Annotated in this window: 23 protein-coding genes, 1 tRNA gene and 1 other annotated feature; of the genes, 20 read left to right on the forward strand and 4 right to left on the reverse strand. The window is 46.3% G+C overall.

Annotated features, from left to right (window positions below; translation table 11 throughout):
- Window positions 1-187: 187 nt before the first annotated feature.
- Window positions 188-1207, reverse strand: a complete 1020-nt coding sequence (locus ASG16_RS00900) for a YaaC family protein (RefSeq protein WP_056496128.1) — start codon at window positions 1205-1207, stop codon at window positions 188-190.
- Window positions 1208-1373: 166 nt separating this feature from the next.
- Between ASG16_RS00900 and guaB the strand changes: the two genes are divergently transcribed.
- From guaB to ASG16_RS00985, 16 genes are all read left to right on the forward strand, one after another.
- A complete protein-coding gene (gene guaB / locus ASG16_RS00905; protein ID WP_056496126.1) occupies window positions 1374-2834 on the forward strand; it encodes an IMP dehydrogenase in 1461 nt (486 codons plus the stop codon).
- Window positions 2835-3022: 188 nt separating this feature from the next.
- Window positions 3023-4339, forward strand: a complete 1317-nt coding sequence (locus ASG16_RS00910; RefSeq protein WP_056496124.1) for a D-alanyl-D-alanine carboxypeptidase family protein — start codon at window positions 3023-3025, stop codon at window positions 4337-4339.
- A 106-nt stretch (window positions 4340-4445) separates the two neighbouring features.
- Window positions 4446-5330, forward strand: coding sequence for a pyridoxal 5'-phosphate synthase lyase subunit PdxS (pdxS, locus tag ASG16_RS00915; protein ID WP_012683798.1), 885 nt, complete (start codon window positions 4446-4448; stop codon window positions 5328-5330).
- 10 nt (window positions 5331-5340) lie between these two features.
- Window positions 5341-5916 carry a pyridoxal 5'-phosphate synthase glutaminase subunit PdxT gene (gene pdxT / locus ASG16_RS00920; protein WP_056496120.1) on the forward strand — a complete coding sequence of 192 codons (576 nt, stop codon included), beginning with the start codon at window positions 5341-5343 and terminating at the stop codon, window positions 5914-5916.
- A gap of 127 nt (window positions 5917-6043) precedes the next feature.
- Window positions 6044-6268 (forward strand) — a binding site (T-box leader).
- Between the two features lie 53 nt (window positions 6269-6321).
- On the forward strand, window positions 6322-7602 hold the full coding sequence (gene serS / locus ASG16_RS00925) for a serine--tRNA ligase (protein ID WP_056496118.1): 1281 nt from the start codon (window positions 6322-6324) through the stop codon (window positions 7600-7602).
- A gap of 420 nt (window positions 7603-8022) precedes the next feature.
- Window positions 8023-9630 (forward strand): malate synthase A, encoded by a 1608-nt coding sequence (gene aceB / locus ASG16_RS00935; protein ID WP_056496112.1) that lies wholly within the window; start codon window positions 8023-8025, stop codon window positions 9628-9630.
- 26 nt (window positions 9631-9656) lie between these two features.
- A complete protein-coding gene (gene aceA / locus ASG16_RS00940; RefSeq protein ID WP_056496109.1) occupies window positions 9657-10946 on the forward strand; it encodes an isocitrate lyase in 1290 nt (429 codons plus the stop codon).
- A 191-nt stretch (window positions 10947-11137) separates the two neighbouring features.
- The gene (locus tag ASG16_RS00945) at window positions 11138-12235 is read left to right on the forward strand and encodes an ABC transporter substrate-binding protein (RefSeq protein ID WP_056496106.1); all 1098 of its coding nucleotides are present in this window, start codon (window positions 11138-11140) and stop codon (window positions 12233-12235) included.
- Complete coding sequence (locus tag ASG16_RS00950) at window positions 12225-13034, forward strand: alkaline phosphatase family protein (RefSeq protein ID WP_056496103.1); 810 nt, start codon at window positions 12225-12227, stop codon at window positions 13032-13034. The genes ASG16_RS00945 and ASG16_RS00950 overlap by 11 nt, the downstream gene beginning before the upstream one ends.
- 59 nt (window positions 13035-13093) lie before the next feature.
- Entirely contained in the window at window positions 13094-13939 is an 846-nt protein-coding gene (locus ASG16_RS00955; RefSeq protein ID WP_056496099.1) for an ABC transporter permease, read from the forward strand.
- Complete coding sequence (locus ASG16_RS00960) at window positions 13936-14724, forward strand: ABC transporter permease (RefSeq protein WP_048035504.1); 789 nt, start codon at window positions 13936-13938, stop codon at window positions 14722-14724. The genes ASG16_RS00955 and ASG16_RS00960 overlap by 4 nt, the downstream gene beginning before the upstream one ends.
- Window positions 14724-15743, forward strand: a complete 1020-nt coding sequence (locus ASG16_RS00965) for an ABC transporter ATP-binding protein (RefSeq protein ID WP_056496096.1) — start codon at window positions 14724-14726, stop codon at window positions 15741-15743. The genes ASG16_RS00960 and ASG16_RS00965 overlap by 1 nt, the downstream gene beginning before the upstream one ends.
- Window positions 15727-16527 (forward strand): DeoR/GlpR family DNA-binding transcription regulator, encoded by an 801-nt coding sequence (locus ASG16_RS00970; protein WP_056496093.1) that lies wholly within the window; start codon window positions 15727-15729, stop codon window positions 16525-16527. The genes ASG16_RS00965 and ASG16_RS00970 overlap by 17 nt, the downstream gene beginning before the upstream one ends.
- On the forward strand, window positions 16521-17540 hold the full coding sequence (locus tag ASG16_RS00975) for a histidinol phosphate phosphatase domain-containing protein (RefSeq protein ID WP_056496090.1): 1020 nt from the start codon (window positions 16521-16523) through the stop codon (window positions 17538-17540). Before ASG16_RS00970 ends, ASG16_RS00975 begins: the two co-directional genes overlap by 7 nt.
- A 111-nt stretch (window positions 17541-17651) precedes the next feature.
- A tRNA-Arg gene (locus ASG16_RS00980) sits at window positions 17652-17728 on the forward strand.
- 760 nt (window positions 17729-18488) lie between these two features.
- Window positions 18489-18998, forward strand: a complete 510-nt coding sequence (locus ASG16_RS00985) for a hypothetical protein (protein WP_082517321.1) — start codon at window positions 18489-18491, stop codon at window positions 18996-18998.
- Between the two features lie 519 nt (window positions 18999-19517).
- Here the strand turns inward: ASG16_RS00985 and ASG16_RS00995 are convergent.
- On the reverse strand, window positions 19518-19943 hold the full coding sequence (locus ASG16_RS00995) for a DUF7832 domain-containing protein (RefSeq protein ID WP_056496080.1): 426 nt from the start codon (window positions 19941-19943) through the stop codon (window positions 19518-19520).
- Window positions 19944-20131: 188 nt separating this feature from the next.
- Here ASG16_RS00995 and ASG16_RS01005 point away from each other — a divergent pair, with 188 nt between their 5' ends.
- Window positions 20132-21778: a hypothetical protein gene (locus tag ASG16_RS01005; RefSeq protein WP_241970666.1), complete on the forward strand. Its 1647-nt coding sequence runs from the start codon at window positions 20132-20134 to the stop codon at window positions 21776-21778.
- 60 nt (window positions 21779-21838) lie between these two features.
- On the opposite strand, the gene ASG16_RS01010 is transcribed toward ASG16_RS01005, so the two are convergent.
- Window positions 21839-22417, reverse strand: a complete 579-nt coding sequence (locus tag ASG16_RS01010; protein WP_056496075.1) for a hypothetical protein — start codon at window positions 22415-22417, stop codon at window positions 21839-21841.
- Window positions 22418-22519: 102 nt separating this feature from the next.
- On the opposite strand from ASG16_RS01010, the gene ASG16_RS01015 reads away from it, so the two are divergent.
- Window positions 22520-22927: a RidA family protein gene (locus ASG16_RS01015; RefSeq protein ID WP_056496072.1), complete on the forward strand. Its 408-nt coding sequence runs from the start codon at window positions 22520-22522 to the stop codon at window positions 22925-22927.
- A 140-nt stretch (window positions 22928-23067) separates the two neighbouring features.
- Entirely contained in the window at window positions 23068-24249 is a 1182-nt protein-coding gene (locus ASG16_RS01020; RefSeq protein ID WP_056496068.1) for a NupC/NupG family nucleoside CNT transporter, read from the forward strand.
- Window positions 24250-24318: 69 nt separating this feature from the next.
- On the opposite strand, the gene ASG16_RS30795 is transcribed toward ASG16_RS01020, so the two are convergent.
- Window positions 24319-24495 carry a hypothetical protein gene (locus ASG16_RS30795; RefSeq protein ID WP_007719793.1) on the reverse strand — a complete coding sequence of 59 codons (177 nt, stop codon included), beginning with the start codon at window positions 24493-24495 and terminating at the stop codon, window positions 24319-24321.
- Between the two features lie 93 nt (window positions 24496-24588).
- Between ASG16_RS30795 and ASG16_RS01025 the strand changes: the two genes are divergently transcribed.
- Complete coding sequence (locus ASG16_RS01025; RefSeq protein WP_056496065.1) at window positions 24589-25197, forward strand: hypothetical protein; 609 nt, start codon at window positions 24589-24591, stop codon at window positions 25195-25197.
- Window positions 25198-25260 lie beyond the last annotated feature (63 nt).

A 25260-nucleotide genomic window follows, 5' to 3' on the forward strand; every position in this document is an offset into this window, starting at 1 on the left:
GTTGATAGGTTCGGTGTGGAAGCGCGGTAACGCGTGGAGCTGACGAATACTAATCGGTCGAGGACTTATCCACACACTTAGCAACTGATCATGCAGATCCAGTTTTCAGGGAATAAAAGAAGCCTTCTTGCTGATGACAGCAGGAAGGTTTTTTCGTGTAGATGTAGATAAAGCAGTGGCAGGAAAACTAATACAGATCCGACGGCAAAGAGGGAAGGGGCATCCGGTGATTTCGGTGAAAATGCCTTCGAATAACCGAGGGGAAAGTATCCATATGGTTATCCAAAAAATGTTCGACCAAATAGCGCTCAACAAGTCCATGAGACATCGTTAGCTCTCCCCACCACTCCGTTTCATAGCGACAAAGCATGCTGAGTAAATAAAGCAGCAAGTAATGACTGGCCCATTCGGGAAGAGGTAGAGAAGAAGCAGAACCATTCCAGAAGAAGAGTACGTTCTGATGCAAACGAAATAACGGGTGTTGATCCAGTTCAGGCAGGGAACACTGAGGAAGGGTCAGTTCCTTTTTGTTTTTGTTTTTGTTATTTTCCCAGTTCAGTTTTTCCAAGTTACAAACAGATGGAGCCAACCTGCGAATGTATTGGATAAAGGTCTCAGTTGAATAGGATAGTGGCCCGTCCGTTTTTTCAGGAAAGGTAATGCGAACTAAATTATCCTGACTTATCTCGTCAATTTTTAGCGTTAACCAGTTACGCGGTTTATCCGTAGCAATTCCGTAACTATCGCTGACGCTGGGGATGGATGAAAATAAGTCATGGACAGAATAGCGGTCTTGTAACGGCACAAGCTGGAACGCGTGAGCTAATTGTGCAAAAAACCCTTCCTTTTGTGGACGAACTTCGTCTTCCATTAGCATATAGGCGTTTCGTTTAAGCTTTCGTGTCGTGACACCATGTTGAAGAACACGACTGTTTTGGGGATAATACGGATCACGAGTCAATAACATGGCCTTCAACAAGTGAGAGCAGCCATAAAACAGCAGCAATGGCTGGATGGACAAGTCAGCAACAACGGAAGTGGAATAAAAATGTCTGGCTTGTCTCCATAGATACAGGAAACGCGAGCTTTGTTGAAATGCTAGTCGCTCCGCATGCTCAGCACCCATGTCACGATAGCAGGCAGCCAAATATTTACGTGCAGTTGGTTCTGTCTCAAAATAGCGTAATGTTTTCCAAGCGTTATCCATGTTACCCACCTTTACCAATTTTCGTAATATGGTTAAGTTTCCCTAATTGTTTTTTGATTTATCTGTCTAATAGAATCTATAACCGAACGATATACTCATTTCTTGACAGTAAATTAAGCCGTTTGTTAAACTGTCTTAAACTATTCGCCGAGAGGAGCTTTCAACTGTGCGGGAAGACAAATTTGTTAAAGAGGGCTTAACGTTTGACGATGTATTGCTCATTCCAGCAAAATCTGAAGTTTTGCCAAGGGATGTTGATCTACGAGTACAATTGAGTGAAAATGTGAAGCTGAATATCCCTCTGATCAGTGCTGGTATGGACACCGTAACGGAGTCTGGACTTGCAATCGCCATGGCTCGCCAAGGTGGTATCGGGATTGTTCATAAAAACATGACCATCGAGCAACAAGCAAGCGAAGTAGATCGTGTAAAACGCTCTGAAAGTGGCGTTATTACCAACCCATTCTCTTTGTCCCAAGAACATACTGTCGAAGAAGCGAATGCTCTCATGGGTAAATATCGTATCTCAGGTGTTCCGATTGTCGATGCGAATCAAAAGCTGATCGGAATTCTCACCAACCGCGATCTTCGCTTTGTACATGACTTCTCCATCAAGATCAAAGAGGTTATGACCAAGGAAAACCTGGTGACGGCTCCTGTCGGTACTACACTGCAACAGGCAGAATTGATTTTGCAACAACATAAGATCGAGAAGCTCCCGTTGGTGGATGACAACAACACCCTGCGTGGACTCATTACGATTAAAGATATTGAAAAAGCCATCCAATACCCAAATGCAGCAAAAGATAACCAAGGCCGCTTGCTGTGTGGTGCTGCTGTTGGGGTATCTGCAGACACGTTCGAGCGCACAGCTGCACTGGTACAAGCTGGCGTGGACGTATTGGTGATCGATACCGCTCACGGGCATTCCAAAGGCGTAATTGAAACGGTAAAAGCCGTTCGCAAAGAATACCCAACGCTCACCATCGTCGCGGGGAACGTTGCAACTGGACAAGCTACTCGCGATTTGATCGAAGCTGGGGCATCTGTGGTGAAGGTTGGTATCGGTCCTGGTTCCATTTGTACAACTCGTGTCGTAGCAGGTATCGGTGTTCCGCAAATTACAGCGATCCACGATTGTGCACAGGTAGCGCGAGAGTACAATATTCCAATTATTGCCGACGGCGGCATTAAATACTCCGGTGATTTGCCAAAAGCAATTGGTGCAGGTGCTTCTGTGATCATGATCGGCAGTCTGTTCGCTGGTACAGAAGAAAGTCCGGGTGAATTTGAGATTTTCCAAGGTCGTCGTTTCAAGGTATATCGCGGAATGGGATCGATTGGCGCAATGAAAGCCGGCAGTAAGGACCGTTACTTCCAAGAGAACGCACAAAAGCTCGTTCCGGAAGGGATCGAAGGCCGTGTTCCTTACAAAGGCCCATTGGCGGATGTTACGTATCAGTTGATTGGTGGACTGCGTGCAGGTATGGGATACTGCGGAGCAAAGACCATCGAGGATTTGATTGAAAACTCCCAGTTCGTTCGTATTACCGGCGCTGGCTTGCGTGAGAGCCACCCGCACGATGTACAAATTACAAAAGAATCACCTAACTACTCGATTTCCTAAACGAAAAATAGTATGGAAGACCTACGTCCCCTTTCTTTTAAAAAGAGAGGGGATTTTTACTAGCTACTAACATGTGGAAATAGGAGGAATCTCGCTTCAAGCCACCATGCAAACTATGGTACACTTACAATTGTGTGCTTGTTTCATAAAAAAATAAAATCGACAGAAATAGGAGAGTGAGAGATTACATGAAGCGAAAGACATGGACAAAGCGATTGACAGGTCTGTTCCTTTCTGTCGCTGTTTTTGCTGCAGCAATGGGAGGAACGGTTTCAAAGGTGGAAGCTGCCCCTGTAGCATCTCAAGCGAATTTACAACTGGAAGCGAAGTCTGCCATTCTTGTTGAGGCATCGACGGGAAGGGTTCTCTATAGTAAAGATCCTGACGTAGCACTTCCGGTAGCTAGTATGAGTAAAATCATGTCTGAATACCTGGTTCAGGAAGCCATCAAACAAAAGAAAATTAAATGGGATGATGTTGTCCCGGTTAGTGAGTATGCTTTTTATATCGCGAAAATTTCAGATTCGTCTGGTGTGTATTTGAATTTAGGCGAATCCTTTACGGTTAAACAATTGTACGAAGCGATGGCAATCGTATCGGCCAATGACGCTACTGTACTTTTGGCTGAGAAGATCGCAGGCAGTGAGCCAGCCTTTGTTGAACTGATGAACAAAAAGGCAGCAGAGCTTGGTATGAAAAATACTTCGTTCGTCACTTCTACTGGTTTGCCAGCCAATGAGTTGGGTCCATACTCTGTTCAGACCGAACAAACAGAGAACTTGATGTCTGCTCGTGATTCAGCGATCCTTGCCCGTGCTCTGATTCACGATTTCCCGGATGCGTTGGAGGCTTCCAAAAAACCAATCTTCAGCTTCCGTACAGGTACATCGAATGAGTGGAGCAAGAAAAACTATAACTGGATGCTGCCTAGTCTGATTAGCTATTACCCAGGTGTAGATGGATTAAAAACGGGGCATACAAATGCAGCAGGTTATTGTTTTACAGGTACGGCTGTTCGCGACAACATGCGTTTGATTAGCGTTGTGATGAATGCAAGCACCGAGACAAAGCGTTTTGCTGAGACGAGAAAACTGTTTGACTACGGTTTTGGCAATTTCAAACTCACAAAACAAATGGACAAGAATGTACCAGTCAAAGGATTTGAAACAGCTCCTGTGAAAAACGGTGTAGAGGTAACTGTACCAGTTGTTACAGGCAGCGAAGTAAATATGATCACCAAAACCGGTACAGAAGCAAAATACACACCAACAGTTACCTTCCAAGAGCTAACCGCACCGATTACGCAAGGACAAGTGGTCGGTAAGATCGTTTTGAAGGAAGAAGGTACGAAGGAATCCGATTTCTTGCAGCCTGAAGACGCAGCAAAAGCAGGCGTGGATATCGTAGCAGGACAGGCAGTAGAGGAAGCCAGCTGGATTCGTCTGTTCTTCCGGAGCATCATAGAGTTTTTCAGCAATTTGTTTAGCAGTGGAACAGGAAATTAAATAACTATTGTTTTCCCCTACATCTATCGTTTACAATGGCGGTAACAGGAACCATAACACCGCATAACAGTTTCGGTTCTGACTCATGATGTAGGGGGTATTTGTAATGGTACAAGTAGGAACATCCCGCGTTAAAAGAGGTATGGCTGAAATGCAAAAAGGCGGCGTCATTATGGACGTCGTGAATGCTGAACAAGCAAAAATTGCAGAAGCAGCGGGTGCTGTTGCTGTAATGGCTTTGGAGCGTGTACCGTCTGACATTCGTGCAGCTGGTGGAGTTGCGCGTATGGCTGACCTTAGCATTGTAGAGGAAGTACTGAATGCTGTTTCGATTCCTGTTATGGCGAAAGCTCGTATCGGTCATTTTGTTGAAGCGCGTGTTCTCGAGTCTCTGGGTGTAGATTATCTCGATGAGAGTGAAGTACTCACACCAGCAGATGACTTGTACCATATCAATAAAAAAGAGTTCACTGTACCGTTTGTATGTGGCGCTCGTGATCTGGGTGAAGCTCTCCGCCGTATTGGTGAAGGTGCATCCATGATCCGCACAAAAGGTGAGCCAGGAACCGGAAACATTGTAGAGGCTGTTCGTCATATGCGCACGATGATGTCCCAAATCCGCAAAGTGCAAGCCATGTCCTACGATGAACTGATGGCGGAAGCAAAAAACCTGGGTGCCCCATACGAACTGCTTGAAGAGGTACACAAAACAGGTAAGCTGCCAGTCGTAAACTTCGCAGCAGGTGGAGTAGCAACACCAGCAGATGCTGCCCTGATGATGCAACTGGGCTCCGATGGCGTGTTTGTAGGCTCTGGTATCTTTAAATCAGAGAATCCAGAGAAGTTTGCTCGCGCGATTGTGGAAGCGACCACCCACTACACGGATTACGAACTGATTGCTCGCGTATCCAAAGGCTTGGGAACGGCAATGCCAGGAATCGAAATCTCCAAAATTCGTGAAGCTGATCGCATGCAAGAGCGCGGCTGGTAAGGTGAGTAGCATGAAAATCGGCGTACTCGCTCTACAAGGAGCTGTAGCAGAACATGTGCGACTGCTAGAAGAGGTTGGTGCCACAGCCGTCCCGGTCAAAAAAGTAGAAGAACTGGATGACCTCGACGGGCTGGTCATTCCCGGCGGAGAGAGCACCACGATTAGCAAGCTGATGCACAAGTACGGATTCATGGAGGCGGTTCAAGAGTTCGGTAAGGCGAACAAGCCGATCTTCGGAACTTGCGCAGGAGCGATCCTCCTGGCAAAACAGATTCAAGGACAAGACGATTGCCATTTAGGCTTGATGGAGATCAAAGTCGAGCGGAATGCTTTTGGTCGCCAAAAGGAGAGCTTCGAGGTCTTGATGCCTGTTGCGGGTGTGGCGGCAGATTACCCGGCAGTGTTCATCCGGGCACCGTATATCATGGAAGTGGGAGAGAACGGTCAAGTCTTGGCCAAGCACGAAGACAAGATTGTTGTCGCCCGAAGCGGTCACTATTTGGCAGCAGCCTTCCATCCAGAATTGACGGAAGATACAAGGCTGCACAAATACTTCCTCGACATGGTCAAGGAATACAGAAGCTAGCTGTTATACCGGAAGATCGGCCGTAAAAAGGCGCCGATCTTCTTTTTTTCTGTATAGATGTAGGCGGGCTGCTCTTTACAGAGGTATAGAACCTGTAGTACAGTTAACAATAATAGTATTCATGAATGAGAATGCGATGATGAGAACAAGTACTTCACAAGAGCCAGGCCTAGAGAGTCGGTGGTAGGTGCGAACCGATCCGGTTATGTGAAGGAATCCATCTCGGAGTGGCAAAGGACAACAACTTTGCCCGGAACCGTCCCGTTATGACGGAAGAGTGGGCATATGCATGAAGGATTGCTGCATGTGTCAACGAGGGTGGCAACGCGGGTATACAACACTCGTCCCTTACCAGGGGACGGGTGTTTTTTGTTTTTTTTCAATACGATTCGGAGGGATTTACACATGTTGGACGTAAAAGTATTACGCCAGGATCTAGAAGAAGTAAAACGCCGTTTGGCTCACCGCAATGAAGATATTTCTGCGTTGGATCAATTTGTGGAAGTTGATGAAAAGCGTCGCGAAGTCATCCAAGAAGCAGAAGCACTGAAAAATAAGCGTAACACGGTATCCGAGCAAGTAGCGGTTATGAAACGCAATAAGGAAAATGCAGACCATCTGATCGCTGAAATGAAAGAAGTAAATGAGCGCATCAAGGCTTTGGATGAAGAGCTGCGCCAACTGGATGAGCAGTTGGAGTTCATTTTGCTGAGCCTCCCGAACCTGCCGCATGAGAGCACACCGATCGGTACGACAGAAGACGATAACGTGATTGCCTGGACATGGGGAGAGCCACGTGCATTTGACTTCGAGATTAAGCCTCACTGGGAGCTGGCTAGCCAAGCAGGCATCCTCGATTTTGAAACGGCGGCAAAAGTAACAGGTAGCCGTTTTGTTTTCTATAAAGGCATGGGCGCACGCCTGGAGCGCGCACTGATGAATTTCATGATGGATTTGCACTCGAATGAGCATGGCTATGAAGAAGTGATTCCGCCGTATATCGTCAACCGCACGAGCATGACGGGAACGGGTCAATTGCCTAAGTTCGAAGAGGATGCGTTCAAAATCGAGGGACCAGATTACTTCCTGATTCCAACTGCAGAGGTGCCAGTCACCAATATGCATCGTGATGAGATCATGGATGGAGCGGATCTCCCTCGTTACTACACTGCTTTCAGCGCATGTTTCCGTTCGGAAGCGGGTTCTGCTGGTCGTGATACGCGTGGGTTGATTCGTCAGCATCAATTCAACAAAGTTGAGCTGGTGAAATTCGTGAAACCAGAAGAGTCTTATGACGAGCTCGACAAACTGGTGAAAAACGCTGAAACGGTGCTTCAACTGCTTGGACTGCCATACCGTGTCCTGAGCATGTGCACAGGCGATCTAGGATTTACGGCTGCGAAGAAATTCGACCTGGAAGTTTGGATTCCGAGCGGCGGCACATACCGTGAAATCTCGTCTTGCTCGAACTTTGAAGATTTCCAAGCGCGCCGTGCCAATATTCGTTTCCGTCGTGATACGAAATCGAAGCCGGAATTTGTGCATACATTGAATGGTTCTGGCTTGGCGATTGGACGTACAGTAGCAGCGATCTTGGAGAACTACCAAGAGGCAGACGGAACAATCGTGGTTCCAGAAGTTCTTCGTCCGTACATGGGCGGAGTAGAAAAGATCGCACCGAAGTAATAAGCGAGAGATTTGGAAAGCAGCTCTTGATCCATAACGGGTCAAGGGCTGTTTTATATTGTGTACTAATACAGGTGGGATTTTTCAAAAAACGTGTTGCACTGTACTAATCTCTGTTATATAATAAAAACAAATTTTAAGAATATTGTTTTAATACAGAAATGGAGGAATGGAGAATGGACTGCTATCGGTGTGAAGGAAACGGAGAACAAAATTGCCCAAAATGTGGGGGCGTTGGTCATGATGCCAACGGAGCGGCTTGCCACAATTGCTTGGGAGACGGGCATGTATGCTGCAGCCATTGCAGTGGCAGCGGGTATCAGGAGTAAGAACATTTTTTTTGCTACCACTGTTATATAATAAAAAATATTTTATCAATCTGTACCATAATAACTTTCGATTGAGGGAGGAGGAGCTGTTTTGACTACCGTACCAACGAATCCATATCCGCTGGGGGTTCAGATTTCCGGTGAGATGCACCTCGGTTATCAAGATATCCTGACACCAGAAGCAATCCAATTTGTAATGAAGCTGGAGCAAAAGTTTGGCGAAAGACGCCAGCAATTGTTGGCTAAACGCGTGGAGCGTCAATTGCAAATCGATGCAGGTCAACTGCCCGATTTTCTACAGGAAACAGCGGACATTCGAAAAGGAGATTGGACTGTTGCTCCATTGCCCAAAGATTTGCAAGACAGACGGGTGGAGATTACGGGACCTTCGGGTGACCGGAAAATGGTCATCAATGCGCTGAACTCGGGTGCTCGGCTTTTCATGGCTGATTTTGAGGACGCGAACTCACCGACCTGGGAGAACACCATCCAAGGCCAAATCAACATGAAGGATGCGGTACGCCGCAATATCTCTTACATCAGTCCACAAGGCAGATCATACACCCTCAATGAAAAAACGGCGGTTTTGATCGTGCGTCCTCGTGGCTGGCATCTTGAAGAAAAGCACATCCTCCTCGATCAAAAACCGATCTCCGGCAGCCTGCTTGACTTCGGACTTTACTTTTACCACAACGTAGATGCTCTTATCGCGAATCAGACAGCACCGTATTTCTACTTACCGAAACTGGAGAGCCATTTGGAGGCCCGCCTCTGGAACGACGTCTTCCTTTTCGCGCAGGATGAATTAAATATTCCACGCGGCACGATTCGCGCGACAGTATTGATCGAAACGATTCTCGCTGCTTTTGAGATGGATGAGATTCTGTACGAGTTGCGCGAGCATAGTGCAGGACTGAATTGTGGACGTTGGGATTACATTTTCAGCTATATCAAAAAGCTGCGGAATCAGCCTGATGTCATTACACCGGATCGTGCGCAAGTAACCATGACAGTGCCGTTCATGAAAGCATATACCACGCTGGCCGTGAAGACTTGCCATAAAAGGATGGCGCCCTGCATTGGCGGAATGGCTGCACAAATTCCGGTGAAAAATGACCCGTTACAAAATGCAGAAGCCATTGCCAAAGTGCGCGCTGACAAAGAGCGGGAAGCGTACGATGGACATGATGGGACTTGGGTTGCTCACCCTGGGCTGGTGCCGGTAGCCATGGAAGTATTCGATCGCCTGATGAGAGAGCCGAACCAAATCTGGTACAAACGTGAAGACGTAGACGTATCTGCTAAGCAACTGCTGGCAGTTCCAGAGGGCACGATTACAGAAGCGGGTGTCCGTACGAACATTAGCGTAGGCTTGCAGTACATCGAGGCTTGGTTGCGAGGCTCTGGGGCTGTGCCGATCAACAATCTGATGGAGGATGCGGCTACAGCAGAAATTTCGCGGGCTCAGGTCTGGCAATGGATGCGTCATCGTCACGGAGTCTTGCAGGACGGTAGAAAGGTGACGGAAGGTTTGGTGAAGCAATGGTTGAGTGAGGAGCTGCAAGCGATCAAGCAAGCAATCGGCCAAGAGAGATACGAAAACAGCAAGTATCCGATTGCTGGTGATCTGTTCTTGCAATTGGTAACGACAGAAGATTTCGAAGACTTCCTAACGGTACCGGGTTATCGCTATTTGTAAAAATAAAAAGAGTGGGGGAAATGAAAATGACGAAAGTAAACAAGCAAGAAGCGATTCAACAGGTGGAGCAAAGCTGGCAGGAGGAGCGTTTTCAAGGAATTACACGTCCGTATTCGGCAGAAGATGTTGTTCGTCTGCGCGGTTCCGTACAAATCGAGCATACGCTGGCTCGTCTCGGAGCAGAACGTCTGTGGGGCCTCTTGCATACCGAGCACCATATTAAAGCGTTGGGGGCTTTGACTGGGAATCAAGCGATTCAGCAGGTAAAGGCAGGATTAAAAGCGATTTATTTGAGTGGCTGGCAGGTAGCGGCCGATGCCAATCTGTCTGGTCAGATGTATCCTGATCAAAGCCTCTACCCAGCAAACAGTGTTCCCCAAGTCGTAAAAAGAATTAATCAGGCATTACAACGGGCTGATCAGATCGATCAATCAGAGGGCGGTACAGAGACGAATTGGTTTGCTCCGATCGTAGCGGACGCAGAAGCGGGCTTTGGTGGGCCACTGAACGTCTTCGAATTGATGAAGGGTATGATTGAAGCGGGCGCAGCAGGCGTTCATTTTGAAGACCAACTGGCTTCCGAGAAAAAATGCGGCCATATGGGCGGAAAGGTACTCATTCCGACGCAAGCAGCGGTACGTAATCTGATTTCCGCCCGCTTTGCGGCAGATGTAATGGGAGTTCCGACGATTATCGTGGCACGTACCGATGCCAATGGCGCTTTCTTGATTACCAGCGACATCGACGAGCAGGATAAACCATTCCTGACAGGTGAACGAACAGCAGAAGGGTTCTTCCGTCTACGCGGCGGATTGGATGCAGCGATTGCTCGTGGACTTGCGTACGCTCCGTATGCAGATTTGATCTGGTGCGAGACTTCTGAGCCGAATTTGGAGGAAGCACGCCGTTTTGCCGAAGCGATTCATGCCAAATACCCGGGCAAGCTGTTAGCCTACAATTGCTCGCCTTCTTTCAACTGGAAAAAGAAGCTGGATGAAAAGACGATTGCTCGCTTTCAGGAAGAGATCGGCGAGATGGGCTACAAGTTCCAATTTGTCACGCTTGCTGGCTTCCACTCCCTGAATTACAGCATGTTTGAACTGGCGCGCGGCTATCGTGACCGCGGAATGGCTGCCTACTCGGAATTGCAGCAGGCTGAGTTCGCTAGCGAGGTACATGGTTATACGGCTACTCGTCATCAGCGTGAAGTGGGTACCGGATATTTCGATGAGGTTGCGCAAGTTATCTCGGGCGGCAATTCCTCTACGACTGCACTCAGCGGGTCAACGGAAGAGGAGCAATTTGCTCACAACTAAAGAGGAAAAACGAAGGACGAGGTGGTTCTCTGGTATTCAGAGAGCCACTTTTTGCGTTCACTTCTATTTTTCATAGAGTCTTAATAGCTTTTTAACAACGCATTTATATCAGTTTCATTTTGGTTGTTTACGATTAGATTAGAAAAAACCAAAAGATCAAACACAAATAAAAACGAAAAGGGGCCTTAAAGATGAGAGGGAACCAGTTAAGCTGGAAACGAACCGTTGTTGTCATGACATCTGTTTTTCTGCTTGCGGGATGTGCCACCGAGACGAAATCAGGCACTTCTCTGGATACGTCGCAATTGACCCTGGATCAAATCGTAGAAAAAGCGAAGCAGGAGGGAGAAGTCAACTCCGTGGGTATGCCGGATACGTGGGCAAACTGGGGAGAGACCTGGAGCAATCTCGGAAAGGAATACGGCTTGAAGCATACCGACTCCGACATGTCGAGCGCAGAAGAATTGGCTAAGTTTGAAGCAGAAAAAGAAGACGCCACAGCAGACATCGGTGACGTAGGCATCGCTTTCGGACCGTTGGCCAAGCAAAAAGGGCTGACGCTGCCTTACAAAACCTCCTACTGGAACGACATTCCCGACTGGGCAAAAGATGATGAAGGACATTGGTTGCTAGGCTATACCGGAACACTGGCTTTCATCACAGACAAGACAAAGGTGCAAAATCCTCCCAAGACCTGGGCAGATTTGAAAAACGGAAACTACAAGATCGCAATCGGTGATGTCATGAAAGCGAATCAGGCACAGTTTGCCGTTCTGGCCGCCGCTTATGCGAATGGGGGAGATGAGAAAAATATTCAGCCCGGCATTGACTTTTTCGCTGAGTTGGCAAAAAACAAGCGGCTTAGTACCAGCGATCCGAGTCTTGCCAATCTAGAAAAAGGTGAAATCGAAGTCGCAATCCTGTGGGACTTCAACGCGCTCGGGTATCGGGACAAAATCGATAAAAACCGCTTTGATGTCCTCATCCCGGAGGAAGCATCAGTCAGCAGCGGGTACGCTACGGTTATCAACAAGTACGCCAAGCACCCACACGCTGCCATGCTGGCTCGTGAATACATCCTCTCCGACGCTGGACAGTCCAATTTGGCTCGGGGCTATGCACGACCGATTCGCGCCAACGCCAAGCTGGATGAATCCGCTAAAGCCATGCTGCTCCCCGATGAAATGTATAAAAACGCACGTCCGGTGGGCGATTTGACTGCTTGGGAAGAGACAGCTAAAAAATTGCCGCAGCTATGGCAAGAGAAGGTGTTAATCCATGTGCGCTAGCAAGCTCGCGATGATTGTGCTCGACGGATTGAGATTTGACACAGCTATCTCGCACATGGGGTACCTGCATCACCTGGTCGAATACGGCATTGCAGCCCGCTTTCAGGTACGATCGGAATTGCCCAGTCTCTCTCGTCCTTTGTATGAGGTTCTTTTAACGGGAACCCCTGTTTGGAAAAACGGCATTTCCAGCAATCAGACGGTTCGGCTTTCGCATCAGGAGAGTCTCTTTCACCTGACGCGGAAAAACGGGATGTCCAACGCTGCTGCGGCTTATGGCTGGGTAAGCGAGCTTTATAACAAGGCCCCATTCAATCCGTTTCACGACCGAATCCAATTGAACACCGACAAGCCGATCCAAAACGGGATGTTCTACTGGGAGGATCACTATCCGGATACACACTTGTTTGCTGACGCCAACTTTTTGTTGAATGGTTACAATCCGGATTTTCTTTACGTCCACTCCATGAACATCGACGATGATGGCCACAAGCATACGGCCGATTCCGCACACTATCGAAATCGCGTTCTGGCGGCAGATTCGATACTGGCAAATGTACTTCCAGCGTGGATTGATGCGGGTTATCAAATCATCGTGACAGCGGATCACGGGATGACAGCCGATGGAAATCATGGCGGCACTTCTAGCGCTGACCGGGACGTCCCCCTGTTTGTCATCAGCAACCTGATCTCTCCGGGTATTCGCGAGGAGGCAATCCCGCAATTGCAGGTGGCTCCGCTTGCCTGCCATTTGCTCGGGATCTCCCCCTCGAAAGAGATGCAGCCATTGAACGTATGAGGGCTGAGTAAGACGTCTCCCTAAGGGGGCGTCTTTTCCTCTAAGAAAGGAGCTTTTGCATGAAACGATTTGTCAGTATGTTTTGGATAACGACGATTCCGTTCTTTGCAATGATCGCTCTGTTTCTTCTCGTCCCGTTGCTTTCCATGATTGGAGGGAGCTTTCAGGCCGAGGGAGGCGGCGGTTTTACCATGAGTCACTATCGTGAAATTTTTTCAAATCCATATTACTTGCAGGCTTTTGAGAACAGCGTGCTCATCTCGTTCCTGTCTGCTCTCATTGGAATCGTCGTTGCTGTTTTCGCTGCCTATGCGATTACCCGTTTCCCACAGTCTCTGCAACAGCGAGTGCTTGTCATTACCAATCTAACCTCCAATTTTGCAGGGATTCCGCTCGCTTTTGCCTTCATTGTCCTGTTGGGAAACAGTGGATTGTTTGTTTTGCTCGCGAAGCAACTGGGGATTGATTTTGGACAGTCCTTTACTCTGTATTCGTGGAGCGGCTTGACGCTTGTCTATATTTATTTTCAACTGCCCCTGGCGGTAATGCTTTTGTATCCCCTGTACAACGCCATTCAGAAGCAATGGATGGAAGCGGCCGAGCTGCTTGGGGCAAGTCCATGGAAGTTTTGGCTGAGAATCGGTTTTCCGGTACTGCTTCCAGGCATCGTCGGTACATTCAGCATTCTGTTTGCCAATGCAATGGGTGCCTACGCTTCTGCCTACGCGCTCACCGGGAGCAACTACAATCTGGTGCCCATTCGGATTGGTGCGCTAGTATCTGGCGACATTTTTGCCAGACCCGAGCTGGGTAGCGCACTCGCTGTACTACTTGGCCTGACGCTTGCCGCCGCCCTGCTCGTGAACGAGTGGCTGACGCGGAAGATTCGGAGGGATTTGTCTTGAAGCGGATCAGTTTGCCATCCTTGTCGTTTGCGTTGGTCATGCTGTATTTGTTTTTGCCTGTAGCGGCTACCATCCTGTACTCATTGGCAACCGAGTGGAACAGCACGGTTTTGCCGGAAGGACTCACAGGAAAATGGTTCGCGGAGCTGTATGCTGATCCCCGATTCTTGCAGGCATTCGGGCGTTCTTTTCTGCTCAGCTTTCTGACGACTGTCGTTGCCGTCGTCGTTATTGTTCCTGCTGTATTCTCCATTATCGTCTACGCTCCCCGGATGGAGAGGCTGGTTCAGATTTTGGTGATGCTGACCTATGCCGTTCCGGGTGTCATTATGGCGGTCGGATTGATCCGTACTTATTCAGGAAATGGGATTCCAATGGTCATCATCACAGCCGGGGCGTATCTGGTCGGATTGCTTCCGTATCTTTATCAGGGAACGCGCAACAGCTTGCTTGCCATGCAGGCACGTTCGTTGATGGAGGCAGCCGAGCTACTGGGTGCGAGCCACTGGCAGGCATTCGTACGGATTATCGTTCCGAATATCATGTCTGGAATTTTCGTGTCCTCGCTCTTGTCGTTCTCTATTTTGTTCGGTGAATTCGTATTGATTAACATCCTGGTGGGAGGAAGATACGAAACCCTGCAGATGTATCTGTACGCCAAGCTATCGTCAAGTGGACATGTCGCCAGCGCGATTACGGTCACTTATTTTGTCCTGATGGCTATTATCACTGGCCTGGTTGTAAAATTCACGCGCCGAAGCTTCGCACGCAAGGAGGTCCCCTGATGAGTTACGTCCAAATCGAACACTTGTCCAAAACCTTTCACGGTCAACATGTGCTGCAGCAACTCGATCTTGCAATTGAAAAAGGCGAGCTGGTTACCTTACTTGGTCCTAGCGGATGTGGCAAAAGCACGCTGTTACGCATTCTCAGTGGTTTGACGGCTCCTGATACGGGCACGATCTTCATTGACGGAAAAGATGTGACGGACGTGTCGCCAAAAGACAGGCAGATCGGCATGGTGTTCCAATCGTATGCGCTTTTCCCCAATCTTACGGTCAGTCAAAACATTGCCTTTGGTCTGGAAATGAACAAAATCTCCAAAACGGAGATTCGGCTGCGTGTCCAGGAAATGATTGAGCTGGTGGGATTGGTGGGAAAGGAGCAGGCTTACCCACGTGAATTGTCTGGCGGTCAGCAGCAGCGTGTGGCACTCGCCCGTTCTCTGGTCACAAGGCCAAAAGTGCTTTTGCTCGATGAGCCGCTTAGTGCGCTTGATGCCCAGATTCGAAAAAATTTGCAAAAGCAGCTACGTACCATCCAACGTGAATTAAACATGACGACTGTGCTGGTGACTCACGATCAGGAAGAAGCCATGGCTGTCAGTGACCGCATCTACATCATGAATGGTGGACGGATCGTTCAGCACGGCAGTCCTAAAGAGATTTACACGCAACCTCGTTCTGAATTTGTTGCTCGCTTCATTGGCAATTACAACGTGCTGACTGCCGAGCAGCTTAACCGAATCACGCCAAAACTGTCTCATCCGGCAGTTGAACGTTTCGCAATCCGTCCTGAGACGTTTCGCGAACAGCCTCTGGATGGGGAGGACATCTGTTTGACCGGGAATATCGCTCAGGTAACCATGCTCGGCAACATTACCCGTTACGAGCTGAACATTGGCGATGTTCCTGTACTGGTGGACACTCTTCACCTGTCCTTCGAGCAGGAGCAGATAGGCACAACAAAAACATTGTATGTAAGTCCCAAGGATGTGATTCCGCTTTATGACACTATTGCCTGAAGAACGACAGCAAGTGATTCTCGATGAATTGAACCGCTACGGTAAAATTCAGGTGATGAGTCTGGCAAAAACCCTGGCAGTAACACCGGAGACAATACGACGTGATCTGGACCAGTTGGAACAGCAACGTTTGTTAAAGCGAGTGTACGGAGGAGCCATCCCTTATCATTTGGCGAAACGCGAGCCGCACTTTGAAAAGAAACAGGCGATCCAACAGACCGCAAAAACGAAAATCGGGCAAATCGCGGCAGAACTTTTGTCTGACGGGGATACCATCGCGCTCGATGTCGGGACGACAACACTGGAATTGGCACGTGCTATAAAGGGACTCAACCAATTAACGATTGTAACGAATTCGCTTCCCGCTGCTTCTTTACTAAACGAGCTGTTGGAAGCCAATCAATTCAACGGTCAGGTCATTATGCTGGGGGGGCTGACTCATCCGGCCCAGAAATCGGTTGCCGGGGCGTTTACCTGTGAGCTACTCTCTCGTTTTCATTTTGATAAAGCTTTTATTTCCTGTGGAGGAATGACGGCTGATGGCTTCACCGACTATGACATGGAAGAAACGCTGTGCTCGACCATGATGGTACAGCGGGCGGAGCAAGTCTATGTATTAGGAGATACATCGAAGATCGGCCAAACGCAATTTTTTCGTATTTGCGGCTGGCAGGATGTCAGCGCGGTTGTTTGTGACCAGCCGATGCCGGATGAATGGCTATCGTCTGGCATGCAAACTACCTGGATAAGCGAACATCCGGAAAGGAGAGACTTCACATGCTGATCGACTATCATCTTCATCTGGAAGAAGGGCCTTTTTCATTGCGTTGGCTCGACCGTACTAATGTGGCCCTCGACCACTTTTATCCGTTGACTGAACCTCGACATACCCGTGCTTGGCTGCTGAATAGTCTTGCGCGATTAAATAACCGCATGTCATTGGGGGCATACGACCCGTCCTGGATCGATCTGTATTTACGTGAAGCGTTAAACAAAGGCTTGAAGGAAGTGGGAATTGTCGATCATTTATACCGCTTTCGTGAAGCGCGTCCCTACTTTGAACGGTATATGGAGCTGGGCGACACCGAATTGGGGCGCTTGCAGCGAACGTGGCTTGATCAAGTATGCACCGAGAGCCTTAGTGACTTTTGTGTCGCCATTGAGGCAGCAAAGCAGCGTTGGTCGGCAAGCGGCGTGGAGTTGCGGTTGGGGCTTGAAGCGGATTACTTTATTGGCGGGGAAGCAGAATTGGAGGGCTTGCTCGCAGGCGCTTCATGGGATTATGTGATCGGCTCCGTTCATTTTTTGCAAGGATGGGGCTTTGACAATCCCGAGACTCGTCAATTGTTTGAGCAACATGACCTAAAACAGTTATACGCGGACTTTTTCCACACGGTTGAGTCCATGATCAGGAGCAACTTGTTTGATTTTGTTGCCCATCTGGACAATCTGAAAGTGTTCTCCTATCGCCCAGAGGAATCGGAGCTTGTCCCCTATTACCACCGAATCGCAACTGCTTTGAAAGAAACGGATACAGCGACCGAAATCAATGCGGGCCTGTACTACCGCTATCCCGTTCAGGAAATGTGCCCCAGTCCTGCTTTCCTCGACGTTTTGGTGGCGCATGGTGTTCCACTGACACTTTCGTCCGACGCCCACTTTCCCGACGATATTGGGAGATACGTGGCACAGAATCTGGAAAACCTCTATTCATTGGGGGTAACGGAGATTGCTACTTTTTCCAGTCGTCAACGGATTATGAAGCCAATCTGTGATTTTGAGCAAAATATTATTTGAGATGCAAAAAACCTTGGGATGCCAAGGTTTTTTTGTTATCTACACATCCGACTTGTATTTGCCCAAAAATGGATAAACACATATAATAAGAAAGTAGGTGTGATCATACTTGTCCCCGTAGCTCAGCAGGATAGAGCAACGGTTTCCTAAACTGTAGGTCGGAGGTTCGAATCCTCTCGGGGACGCCATAAAAAGCAAAAAACCTTGATACATCGAGGTTTTTTGCTTTTTATCTTTTGACTTTGAAATGAATGAAGAATATTAAAATTGTGTGATAAAAACATGAGAAGGTTTATTCTTTTGTTAAAGTATAGGAGAGTTTAATTGCTTCACAATACGAAGGCGTGTTTATGACAGACTAAAAATGTAGGTATATAAATTACCGTGTAGGGTAAGTATCTACAACTAAAAAATGGAAAATCCACAAAAAAGTAAAGGCGTGATCATTATGTCTTTTAATAATGTGCAGTCTTGGATAATTACTGTTTGTTTCGTGGTAATAGCGTTCAGTTCAGCTTATATAGCAATCAGAATAGATAAGATAATTGAGCGCTTGGCAACTATTGCTGAATTTATTAGTATTACAGGAGGTAGTTAAGTTGACGGAAGAATTAAACTCTTCCTATAAGGATAGTCAGTCGATTTACTAGAATTACCATTGTTATAACTTAACTTGAAACAATATAGATTACAGCCGCCACCTTACTTATAGAAAGGCAGGGCTTATTTGCAGTTCAGTTTGGGGCACTTGTTGGAGAATCATAAGATGTTGGGAGTCGGAGGTTTAAATCCTCTCGGAGACTCCATATAAGAAAAAGCCTTGGCGTATCAAGGTTTTTTCTTTTTTTGTTGAGATGTGTAGCATGCTTGAAATGTATAACGTATATCAAATAACGAACGAAATAAGGGGGATTTCTTTTGAAAAAAGTGATTGTAGGATGTATGGCTATGGTCTTCGCTATTTTCTTCAGTGGTTGTAGCTCGGATGCGGTTGTACAAAATCAGACAGTCTCGCCACCTGCAAAAGAAGTAACGAACACTGGCACAGAACCGAAACAATCGGTCGACAACTCTACAAGCTATAACCAAATCGCAAGCTATATGCAAGAAGAGAGCAAAAAAGCTTTCTCCCCCTACTATGAGCTGCTGGAGTTTACCCTGTCGGATTATGAAGAGAAAACAGTGGACGGAAAAGTGGAAGCGACATTCGGATATCAAGTGAAGTACAAAAACTTTGAGAAAGACCCTGACACCGTGGACTACATCAAAGCGGCAAAAGAAAAGAACGACCCCAACTACCAACAGTTGTATGATGAATATTTGCAGCCCAAGGAAATGAGTTTTCATTTGAAAGCCGTAGTTGAAGATGCGGACTCCATAACGCTTTACACCAATGTGAGTCCAAAAGGAATCCAATGGGAAAAGGCAGTCATGTCTGATTTCATCCTGAAGAAATAATAAAGATAACAAACACAAAAGGAACGTTCACTTTAAATAGGAGTGGACGTTCTTTGTTTAAGATAATTTGGAGAGGCGTCTCGCATGTAAATAGCAAATTCTAAGAATCACTATACTACTAATAAATCCAGTGATCGTAATGATTGTATGGTATTCATGGTAGCCTTTTATTAAGGATTCAACCATTGAAAAGCCCCAAAGAAAAGAAGGGATAACAAGGAAGTAAAACAATCGAGTGTTAGCTGAAAGTTTAACATAGAGCAGGACTACAATTGTGGAGACGAGTAATGTTAGAACCATATTTTGCATTTCATCCGAAGAAATGGACATAGGAATATCACTGGAAAGTAGCATCTTGTAGAGCCAAAGAATCATGAACCAAATAGCAATGGCACCGTTAGCACAAAAGATAAAAAGTTTTTTCATGTTTTCCCCTTAGATAGACATGTCATGAGAAATTACGTCTGCTACTCGGAATTTACGCCAATTTGGTAGGAAGGACCGCGTACTCACGCGGTCTTATTCATTTTTCTCACACCAGTACTCGTACTCGTTGTCGATCCAATCTTTTATATGATCGTAATTCTCCCAAGTATCTTCCACGTGATACACACTTGGCTCGCAATCAAACGCTTCTAGATAATGATAGCGATACTCCCCCGTATCGAAATCGAAGTAAAACATCGCGAACTGGTTTCCTTCTTCATTCAGCATGTCTTTTGCAAATACTCCACCCGTCTTCTCATAAACTTCAGGACCCGTAATCTTCCTTTGTTTAAAATCAGCAATCAGGTTTTCGAAACTCTTTTGAAAATCCCCGCTAACCATATCATTTTCAATCAACCAGCCGATGAAAAAGCCTGTATGTACGTATGCCTGTTTTTGCGGAAGATCCTCCTCAAAGTTTTCGTAATGATATTTCGCTTTATCGTATACCGTTGTCACTAGTGAATCCTCTCTTTCAATTTTCCTATTTTCCAAAAATTATACAGGAAAGATATAATCGTAAAAAGCCAAAAGAGGGTGAAGAAGGAAGGGTAGGAATTTTGTAGCATTGCCATGATGTGAAGTGGTAGTATTTAACTGTTATATAGAGAGAACCATTGGTTGGTTCCATAGAGGGGTCATATTTCATGCGGAAATTGCTTGCCTATTTTCTTAGCGTTGTCATGATTAGTCTGGTAATCCTTCCTGTAGAGTCTGCGTCATCTCGAGGCTCAAGTTCATCTAGCTCCAGTAGTTCTGGCAGAAGCTCAGGTTCGTCTAGTACAAGCTCATATTCGTCCGGCAAAAGTTCAGGATCATCGAGTACAAGCTCATATTCGTCGGGCAGAAGCTCAGGATCATCGAGTATAGGCTCATCCTCCTCAAGCAAAAGCTCAGGCTCGTCCAGCAGAAGCTCATATTCTTCTGGAAAAAGCTCAGGCTCATCCAGCAAAAGTTCAAGCTCCACGATCAAAAGCGCAAAACCGTCAAGCGGTTTTAAATCATCCAAGCCGGTTAAAATCAAAAAGCATGACGATGACGACGATGATGAAGAAAACGTGGAAGAAGAGGCTAGCCAAGAAGAGGAAACGACCGAAGAAGCCGTAGCGGAAGAGGAAAGAATCAAGCGGAACGAACTCTTAATACAAATCGATGGTGGTATTGGACCATACCATTTACAACCGAATCAATTTTATCATACGACCATATGGGGTGACCCAACTTATAATGGTTCTCTATACTTTACCGTACATAATAACGGGCAGTTAGAAGAGGTAGGTGAGACTGAGTTAGGTGGGGCAACAGTATTCAACATCCCATACAATTTCGATCCAACACCATTTGAAAAAGAGTATTATCTTCATAGCTTACCAACCAATCAAATCTATCTGACATCCTTTCAATATCAGGATATTTACTTATTTTTACGCTCGGATGGCACCATTCAATGGCTCCCTAAATATGAAGCCTTAGAGAAAAACCTCCCCATCATCGATGCAGAAGAGGTACTGCTGTCAGAGCAGACACTGGAAATGCATAGCAACGAAATGGCCTTGCATAATTTCCCGAAAAACAAAGTGTATCGGAAGAATATCAATAGGATTCCGAGGTATTTTCTGTTCAATAATGAAGAAAATGTTCAGTTAGTAGGGAAAAATGAAAGTAAGAACTATGAAGTTTTGGAATATGACCAAATGATTGATCCGACTTCTCCTGATCTTATGGGAGAGATCAAAGAAAAAATCCAGGATTCAGGTGTCCCGACAGGATACATATACCAAATGACAGTAAACAATGCCCCGCGGAATTTTATCTACTATGGAAGCGGCTCGGTTGGGTTTGTAAAGAACCTGTCGTCTGTTAAAGAAAATTATAAGGTTCGTGATTTTGAACAGGTTGTCCAAAAGATGCGGGAAGAAAAAAAGGAGGAAGAGAAAAGGCAATCGATCTGGAAGCTGTATTTGATTACAGCCGGTACAATTATGCTCGGTATTTTTCCTTTATCTTATTGGTTTATGAATAGAAAAAGAAAAAAGAAGAAGCAAGCCCCTAACAAGATCATTACGAAAAATACGAAAAGTACGAGAAAGAAAAAGAATGTAGTGCCTGTAAAGCCTGTAAAGCCAGAAAGAACACCGATTCAACAGCCCCTACCGAAAAAGAAAGAAATAAGAGTAGAAGAAAAAAAGAAGTATGACGGCGGATTGTTTCAGCAATTTGAAGCCGCAAACAAAAAAGAACAGCCAAAAAGCTCTGGAAGCGGGCTGTTTGATCAATTTAATTCCTCCAAATAGAAACCAGTAAAAAGCAAAACCCGTTTTCAGGCTAGCTGGAGACGGGTTATTCATTCCACTCTATAGCGTATACTCACTTAAAATAAACTGCGGGGCTAACAAATACTCGACGGGATATATATCATTTCTTCTTGTTAGTAACGCCTTCACTAACCCAAGTTGATACTCTCCCGTTACTTCCATGATCAAGAATGCATCCTGCTTCTCATTCAGAGGATAAATCACATTGCTCGAATCAAACACTTTGTGATCCATATCTAATGTAGCCAGGTGATAAGGTTGGCCTTTCCACTCTGTGCGATAAACCACAAACGCCTTATTTTCTAACAAGTGAACCAGCTTGTCTTTGGATAAATTCAGTTCAATTCCTGTCATATAGCCCTGCTCATCGAGATCGTTCTTGTACTCCTCATCGATCTCATCGCCAACCGCCTTCTTATACGTTTTCGTGGATAACTGCATGTCATCCAACAGCTTTCCCCTGTTGAAATCAACGACTAACGGGATGTGCAACAAGGAAGGATCGACATAACGGCTAATATGGTTATTCTTCTCCTTTTGATAATCTATGATTTCCTTATCGGGTTGCTGCAAATAACTATAGCCCATGTTGCAGTAAGCATCACATGTAATAATCATGAGGCTTTCCTCTCTTTCTTTGAGAACTTGAAGAATGGTCAGAATTTTTCGGGTATGATAGAATGGTTTACCAACAAATGTGAATCGGAGGGAGTATGTCGGATGCAAAATGATAAGCGAATCAAATTCATTAACCCTGAAACAATGCCACCTACGTTTGGCTACACTCATGCGGTGGAGGTTCGGAACGCACGGACGATTTATGTATCGGGCCAGGTGGCTCTCAACAGGGAAGGCCAAGTGGTCGGCACAGGCGACTTAGCGGCACAGACAAAACAAGTCTTTGACAATATCCAATTCGCGTTAGAAGCGTCAGGGGTCAGCTTTGATGATGTAGTGAAATTGACTTTTTTCGTGACCGACATCTCCAAGATGCACATTGTCCGTGAAATTCGAGATCAGTACGTGAATACAGAAACGCCGCCAGCGAGTTCTGCCGTTGAAGTGAGCAAGCTCATCAGGGACGAGCTGTTGATTGAGATTGAGGCCATCGCCGTTGCAGATATATAGTTGTCGCATCCCCCTTCTGTTCGATTATTCATCGTTCAGAAGGGTTTTTTTGTGCTCTTTTGGGAAGATTATGGAGCGAGATAAGCGGATCGGCAATGGTACGTGTCGGCTCTAAATCTTTTGCTATTGGAGTTGGTTGCATGAATTATATCATCGCAGGTATAGGTTTGATCACGGTATTTTTGCTTGCTTGGCTGGCAAGTAGCAATAAAAAGCACATTCGGTATCGTCCTATCCTCATTATGATTCTGATTCAGATCGTGTTTGGCTTGCTGTTGTTGCGAACCAATATTGGACTCATTTTAATATCTGGCATTGCCAGCAGTTTTTCTGTACTCCTGGGGTATGCTTACGAAGGGATTAATTTTGTTTTCGGTGGCATTGCGAATCCGGGTGCGTCACCATTTTTCTTACAAGTGTTGCTGCCTATTGTATTCGTATCCGCACTGATCGGCATCCTGCAGTACACGAGAATCCTCCCATTATTTATTCGGTATGTAGGACTCGTATTGAGCAAAGTGAATGGCTTGGGAAAATTGGAGTCGTATAATGCGATTGCTTCGGCGATCGTCGGGCAGTCCGAAGTGTTTATTACCGTAAAAAAACAGCTCGGTGCCATACCCGAAAACAGGCTGTACACACTGTGCGCCTCTGCGATGTCCACCGTGTCTATGTCGATCGTGGGTTCCTTCATGACCATGCTCAAACCGGAGTATGTAGTAGCTGCACTGGTACTCAACTTATTTGGTGGATTTATCATTGCTTCCATTATTACGCCGTATGAAGTGAAGCCGGAAGATGACTTGCTCGATCAAGAAAAAGAAGAGAGACAGGCCTTCTTTGAAATGCTCGGGGAGTATATTCTGGATGGATTTAAAGTAGCCGTGGTCGTTGCCGCGATGCTGCTCGGATTTATTGCACTCATTGCGATGGTGAATGGGTTATTCAGTGCGGTATTCGGTATCTCGTTCCAAGCGTTGTTAGGGTATGTCTTTGCGCCCCTCGCCTTTCTTATGGGAATTCCTTGGCATGAAGCTGTACAAGCAGGAAGTATCATGGCTACTAAAATAGTGGCGAATGAGTTTGTCGCCATCCTCGACTTTACGAAGATTCAAGGTCAGTTAAGTGAAAGAACCGTCGCCATCGTGTCTGTGTTTTTAATCTCGTTTGCGAACTTTGGCTCCATCGGGACGATTGTTGGAGCGGTAAAAGGCTTGAATGAAAGGCAAGGAAATGTCGTCGCCCGGTTTGGACTGAAGCTGTTGTATGGGGCAACGCTCGTCAGCATTTTGTCAGGAATTATCATCAGCATTGTGGTGTGAAGGGGACCCTTTTTGGGGTCTTTTTTATTAGGTTCGGTTTCGTAACCAAATGATGGGAAGTTGCGTCTATCAATTGAGATATTCGTCTTTGTTTCTCGGATCGTATCCTTCATCAAAGGAATGGGAATCACGGTTGTTACGCTCTATGAGGACTCTCTGCTTCCGGCGCTTGGCAATCCAATCGATGATGGCTCCAATCAGCAAAAGACCTCCGAAAATAAGTACGACGAGTAACCAGAGTGGCATTCAACCAACACCTCACTTTTACTAAAAGATACGTCTTACCAGTGGCGAAGTTGCGATGAAACCATTCAAGAGGAAGAAAAGGAGCGAAGTCGGATGAGAAAATGGGTATGTATGACCGTAATGGTAGGCTTGATTGTGGGAGGCTGTTCACCTGACACGAGCGTATCCACAGATTCTAAGCAACAGCCTGTTACCGAGCAGCAGCAAGAGCCGGGAAATAGCGGGGGGGACCAAAAGCAAGAGAAGCAAACCGCTACCGTACATCAAATTATTCTGGATGAGCAGTTTTTGAAGCTGCTCGCCAAAAACGAGATCAGTGGGTTTAATATCCATATCGGGATGAAGCGGGAAGAGGTTTCTGCGCTATACGGCAAGGTAACGAAACAGGATTATTGGGATGGCGGACGCTATGAAGTTTTTGAGAAGCTAGAGAGTGCGCTCATTTATTTTGATGGGCAAGATCGCGTGTATGGAATTGATTTGGCCGGTCTTCATCTCAATGAAACGAATCTGGACTCTATTCGTAAAAATCTGGGGGCGCCTGTCAGTGAAGAGAAGAGCATGGTCGATCAGGATTATGTCATGTTTTTTGAAGCGGGAGATAACTCCGTATTTATTAGTGCAAAGGACGAACAGTCACCAGCAGACAAAATAAGAATCATCAATAAAAAAATGATCGAGGAATCGCCGCAGAAAGAATAAAAAAAGCCAAGTCAGAAGGCTCTCAAATGGGACCTTCAGGCTTGGCTTTTATATGTGTAACAA

This window comes from Brevibacillus sp. Leaf182 (assembly GCF_001423865.2).
Taxonomy (GTDB): domain Bacteria; phylum Bacillota; class Bacilli; order Brevibacillales; family Brevibacillaceae; genus Brevibacillus; species Brevibacillus brevis_C.

Excerpts from the sequence above, each read along its gene's own strand:
- ASG16_RS00900 (WP_056496128.1), bottom strand. The coding sequence starts at position 1,207 with ATGGATAACGCTTGGAAAACATTACGCTATTTTGAGACAGAACCAACT.
- ASG16_RS00910 (WP_056496124.1), top strand. The coding sequence starts at position 3,023 with ATGAAGCGAAAGACATGGACAAAGCGATTGACAGGTCTGTTCCTTTCT.
- pdxS (WP_012683798.1), top strand. The coding sequence starts at position 4,446 with ATGGTACAAGTAGGAACATCCCGCGTTAAAAGAGGTATGGCTGAAATG.
- pdxT (WP_056496120.1), top strand. The coding sequence starts at position 5,341 with ATGAAAATCGGCGTACTCGCTCTACAAGGAGCTGTAGCAGAACATGTG.
- serS (WP_056496118.1), top strand. The coding sequence starts at position 6,322 with ATGTTGGACGTAAAAGTATTACGCCAGGATCTAGAAGAAGTAAAACGC.
- aceA (WP_056496109.1), top strand. The coding sequence starts at position 9,657 with ATGACGAAAGTAAACAAGCAAGAAGCGATTCAACAGGTGGAGCAAAGC.
- ASG16_RS00945 (WP_056496106.1), top strand. The coding sequence starts at position 11,138 with ATGAGAGGGAACCAGTTAAGCTGGAAACGAACCGTTGTTGTCATGACA.
- ASG16_RS00950 (WP_056496103.1), top strand. The coding sequence starts at position 12,225 with ATGTGCGCTAGCAAGCTCGCGATGATTGTGCTCGACGGATTGAGATTT.
- ASG16_RS00955 (WP_056496099.1), top strand. The coding sequence starts at position 13,094 with ATGAAACGATTTGTCAGTATGTTTTGGATAACGACGATTCCGTTCTTT.
- ASG16_RS00965 (WP_056496096.1), top strand. The coding sequence starts at position 14,724 with ATGAGTTACGTCCAAATCGAACACTTGTCCAAAACCTTTCACGGTCAA.
- ASG16_RS00970 (WP_056496093.1), top strand. The coding sequence starts at position 15,727 with ATGACACTATTGCCTGAAGAACGACAGCAAGTGATTCTCGATGAATTG.
- ASG16_RS00975 (WP_056496090.1), top strand. The coding sequence starts at position 16,521 with ATGCTGATCGACTATCATCTTCATCTGGAAGAAGGGCCTTTTTCATTG.
- ASG16_RS00985 (WP_082517321.1), top strand. The coding sequence starts at position 18,489 with ATGGTCTTCGCTATTTTCTTCAGTGGTTGTAGCTCGGATGCGGTTGTA.
- ASG16_RS01005 (WP_241970666.1), top strand. The coding sequence starts at position 20,132 with ATGCGGAAATTGCTTGCCTATTTTCTTAGCGTTGTCATGATTAGTCTG.
- ASG16_RS01010 (WP_056496075.1), bottom strand. The coding sequence starts at position 22,417 with ATGATTATTACATGTGATGCTTACTGCAACATGGGCTATAGTTATTTG.
- ASG16_RS01015 (WP_056496072.1), top strand. The coding sequence starts at position 22,520 with ATGCAAAATGATAAGCGAATCAAATTCATTAACCCTGAAACAATGCCA.
- ASG16_RS01020 (WP_056496068.1), top strand. The coding sequence starts at position 23,068 with ATGAATTATATCATCGCAGGTATAGGTTTGATCACGGTATTTTTGCTT.
- ASG16_RS30795 (WP_007719793.1), bottom strand. The coding sequence starts at position 24,495 with ATGCCACTCTGGTTACTCGTCGTACTTATTTTCGGAGGTCTTTTGCTG.
- ASG16_RS01025 (WP_056496065.1), top strand. The coding sequence starts at position 24,589 with ATGAGAAAATGGGTATGTATGACCGTAATGGTAGGCTTGATTGTGGGA.